This window comes from Xanthomonas sp. Leaf148 (genome assembly GCF_001423585.1).
Taxonomy (GTDB): domain Bacteria; phylum Pseudomonadota; class Gammaproteobacteria; order Xanthomonadales; family Xanthomonadaceae; genus Xanthomonas.
This window is the reverse complement of record NZ_LMOP01000006.1, coordinates 1-3,797: the sequence shown is the minus strand read 5'-3', so window position 1 is coordinate 3,797 and position 3,797 is coordinate 1. Positions and strand designations below refer to the sequence as shown.

Sequence of the window (3,797 nt, the reverse complement as noted above, 5' to 3'; positions counted from 1 at the left end):
GGCCAATCCGTTGGCTCCGAGCAAAGTAAGGGCAGCAATGCCGGCTTCGAAGTCGGGGTCGGTGCGCAGATCGGTGCGCAAACCGGTGTGTACGCCTATGTGCAGGCCAGCGCCGGTAGCCACAACTCGAACGCACAAAGCACGACCTGGGAAAACACCCAGCTAGCGGGCAAGAACGTCGTGCTGACCTCCAAGGGCGACACGACGCTGCGCGGTGCCGTGGTGACGGCGGATCGGATCGATGCGAATGTCGGCGGGGACCTGACGATCGAGTCGCTGCAAGACGTGTCTCAAGTACAGTCCAAGGAGAGCAGCGTTGGCGGCCGTGTCCAGGTCTCTTTTGGCACCGCATGGGATGCCAGTGGCTACGCGAACGCTGCCAAGGCGAACGGCAATTACCTGGGCGTGGGCCAGCAGTCGGGTCTGTTCGCGGGCGATGGCGGCTATCACGTCACCGCCGGCAACGTGAATCTGATCGGTGGTGCGATCACCAGCACCAACGCCAACAACAGCGAGCTGACGGCCGATTCACTGACCTTCACCGATCTGAAGAATCGGATGGACTACAGCGCCGCGTCGGCGGCGATCAGCGGTGGCATCGGAAGCACGGGCGAAGGCGCGACCGATGCCGACGGCAATCCCACCCAGCCGAGCGCGGGCGATCAGTTCAGGAATATCGGCCACAACATCATCAACGGTAACTACGGTGAGGCGAACTACAGCAGCTTCAATCCCGGCATTCCGGTCATGCAGAGCGGCAGCGACACCACGCTGACCCGTGCGACGCTGACCGAAGGCAACATCAAGATCGGCGGCAAGACCACCACGGCAGCAGCGACCGGTATCAACACCGATGCCAGCGCTGCCCATGAAGCGGTAGCGGCGCTGCCGGACGTGCGCAAGATCCTGGGTGAGCAGCAAGCATTGGCAGCCGCGACCGGGACGGTGATGACCACCGCCAAGGAGATTGGCGATGACATTGCTGCCGCAGCAGAACGCAAGGCCGGTCAGGCGGCGAATGATTACATCAGCCAATTGGAAGGCGATGACGCCACGCAATTTGCTGGGCTGAGCGCTGCCGATCAGCAAAAAGTGCTGTTGCAGAACAGTTCCGACTATCGTGCCGCCTACGAATCCAAGCAGCAGTGGGGCACTGGTGGCGACTACAGCCGTGCACTGCAAGCGGTCACCACCGTCGTGGTGGGCGGCGTCTCCGGCCAAGGCGCCGGCCAGGTCGCCAGCAACGCATTGGCACCGTACGCGGCGCAGCTGATCGGCAGGACCTTCGACCAGAACCATGGCAGCAATCCAAACGCGGCATTGCAGTTGGTGTCGCATGCGGTGCTTGGCGCGGTACTTGCCGAGGTAAACGGCGCATCCATGACCGGCGGCGCGTTGGCAGGGGCCGGTGGTGAGTTGGCGGCAAAGTACTTGACCCAAACCCTTTACGGCGATGATCCACGTGCCATCGACCCGGTNGGCGCGGTACTTGCCGAGGTAAACGGCGCATCCATGACCGGCGGCGCGTTGGCAGGGGCCGGTGGTGAGTTGGCGGCAAAGTACTTGACCCAAACCCTGTACGGCGATGATCCCCGTGCCATCGACCCGGTAACCGGGAAGTTCAATCCGAACCTGCTGCCCGAACAGGACAAGCAGATGCTGGTGGCTCTGTCGCAGGCGGTTGGGGCGATTGCTGGTGGATTAACTGGTGGCAGCTTAACCGATTCGGCTATTGGTGCAAATATTGCGAAAAATGCCGTTGAGAATAACTGGCTTACCGAATCAGAAAACGATTATCTGAAGCTCGCTAAATCACTGTGCCAACATGGAAGCGAAGACGGTTGCGATGCCGAGAGGAAGCTGACTGCCCTTGATAAGATTCGAGATGAAGAAAAAACGCTTTACTCCGAGAAAGTCACCAGTGAACTGAAAGCGGCAGGAAAGCTTACGCAGGAGAATTATGATAAGGCCATGGAGCCTTACTGGAAAGATCAAGGCTTCTTCATCACGGAAAGAGATGTCGTTTATTCCGGCAACGTCACAAGCCGCACATTCCCGACGTATGGCGAATTATTTTATAACGGAATGGGTAAAACGGCAGGTGACCTGAAATACATTCAGCCCGGGACTGCCCTTAGCCTTGTTCTAGGTCGTGGATTACTAGCGGACTTTGGTCAAACGGTTGCTGGCTGGAAAGATGTATGGAGCAGCGACACTGCAATTAACTATTTTACCGGAGAACCCGTTGTTGGACTTGATGCGCTCGATGCACGCGTCTTAAGTCTTGCTAATCTATTGACTTTTGGAATGGCTGGTACGAGCAAGGCTAGGCCAATTATTTCAGAACTAGAAAATCAAATAGAAAAACGTTCGCCAATTTTTAAAGATCTTCTAACCAAGACGCTCCCGGATGAAATTAGAGGTGACGGGCTAAATAAAAAGACTGCTCAGGACGTATTAAATGAAATTCATGCGGGTGAACTTCCGGGACGACCAATTGGTGAGCTCGGGACACCAAGAGAGATGCCCGCGACATCGGACCCTGACCTGGCGGCAGAGACTCTAGCGAAAGAATTCTTCGGAGGAGTTAAGCCGAGTGATGCAATTGATATGAAGAATGGTTCATGGCGCGCCATGACTCCAGATGGAAGCTGGGTTACTTATCGTCCGGCTGGTATAGCGAGCGATAGGACATTGCAGACTACGGCCTCCTTAGAAATTAATGGAAAATCTGTAAATCTAGCTAACGGTGGTGAACGCAACGTTCTTAAGTTAAAATTTCCGCTGACTGGAAATACTGGACCTAATCCAACCCGTTGAGGCCAATATGATTACTGACGAAATTAAAATACGGACCGCATTTGTTTTAAATGTCCTTTCTAAAAGTGAAATGCCGGTCTGCTTCTTCAGATTTAATGAATCCAAAATAAATAGTGACAGTGTTTTTCTTCATAAACTTTCCGTCTCCATTATACATTTCTGCCTTGCTGCAAATTTAGTTAAATTTGCGCCTAGCGATTGGCTTGAAATTAATGAGATAGGGACGCTAGAAGAATACGTCAACCTGCTTGGTAGCATTAACCCCGAAAGTGAAAGTGAATCCGATTGCATTAATTGGCATGATTATGCCGCTAAACTCATAGTGTGGATGGATGCTCAAATCGAATGCACGCCGCTGGGTGATGAGCTAATTTCTTTTTATTTTGCCAACGAATCTGATATTCAAAACATAAATGCTGTCCGAGAATTCTGGGATAGATTGGTTTGTATTTTTAATGATAATGGATTTTTTTTAGAGAAAATATGAACCATCCCGGCGGCTGGTTTTTTTAAGTATAAAGAACGGGGATCAGGTGTAATTAATAAGTCAATCTGACCCTACGTTCTGCCGAAGGCAACGCCTTGCTGCTCGCCAGCAAGGACATCGTGTTCGATGTCGCGCACAACACTCAATCCAGTGGTAACGCCAGTAACGGCAAGGGCTGGGGCTTCAACAATGCCGCCGGCTTGCCGTACGGCAACTACAACCAGCAAGGCACCGGCAACGGGCAGACCGACACCATCACCGGTACGCAATTGTCGGTGGGCGGCAATGCCAGCCTGACCACTACTCAAGGCGACATCACACTGACGGCAAGCAATATCGCGGCGCAGGGCAATGTCAGCATGCGTGCCGCAGGCGACCTGACCATCCAGAGCGGCCAGGACATCCTGGGCAATACCAATCAGTCCACCAGCAAGGGCATCGGCACGGTGGTCATTTCCGACACCGAGCGCTTTGCCGGCTACAACAAGAA

General features: G+C 53.9%; 3 protein-coding genes and 1 pseudogene. All 4 read left to right on the top strand.

Annotated features, from left to right (window positions below):
• Nucleotides 1-1,478: pseudogene (locus tag ASF90_RS24140) on the top strand (hemagglutinin repeat-containing protein); the annotation flags it as partial.
• 1 nt (nt 1,479) lies between these two features.
• Nucleotides 1,480-2,820, top strand: a 1,341-nt coding sequence (locus ASF90_RS24135) for a VENN motif pre-toxin domain-containing protein (protein ID WP_236699204.1), incomplete at its 5' end; no start/stop codon positions are given.
• Nucleotides 2,821-2,827: 7 nt separating this feature from the next.
• Nucleotides 2,828-3,307, top strand: coding sequence for a hypothetical protein (locus ASF90_RS23260; protein ID WP_153066545.1), 480 nt, complete (start codon nt 2,828-2,830; stop codon nt 3,305-3,307).
• 95 nt (nt 3,308-3,402) lie between these two features.
• The coding region (locus tag ASF90_RS04825) for a hemagglutinin repeat-containing protein (RefSeq protein WP_236699203.1) at nt 3,403-3,797 on the top strand (395 nt) is incomplete at its 3' end.

Coding starts and splice junctions, on each gene's coding strand:
- ASF90_RS23260 (WP_153066545.1), top strand. CDS start 2,828: ATGATTACTGACGAAATTAAAATACGGACCGCATTTGTTTTAAATGTC.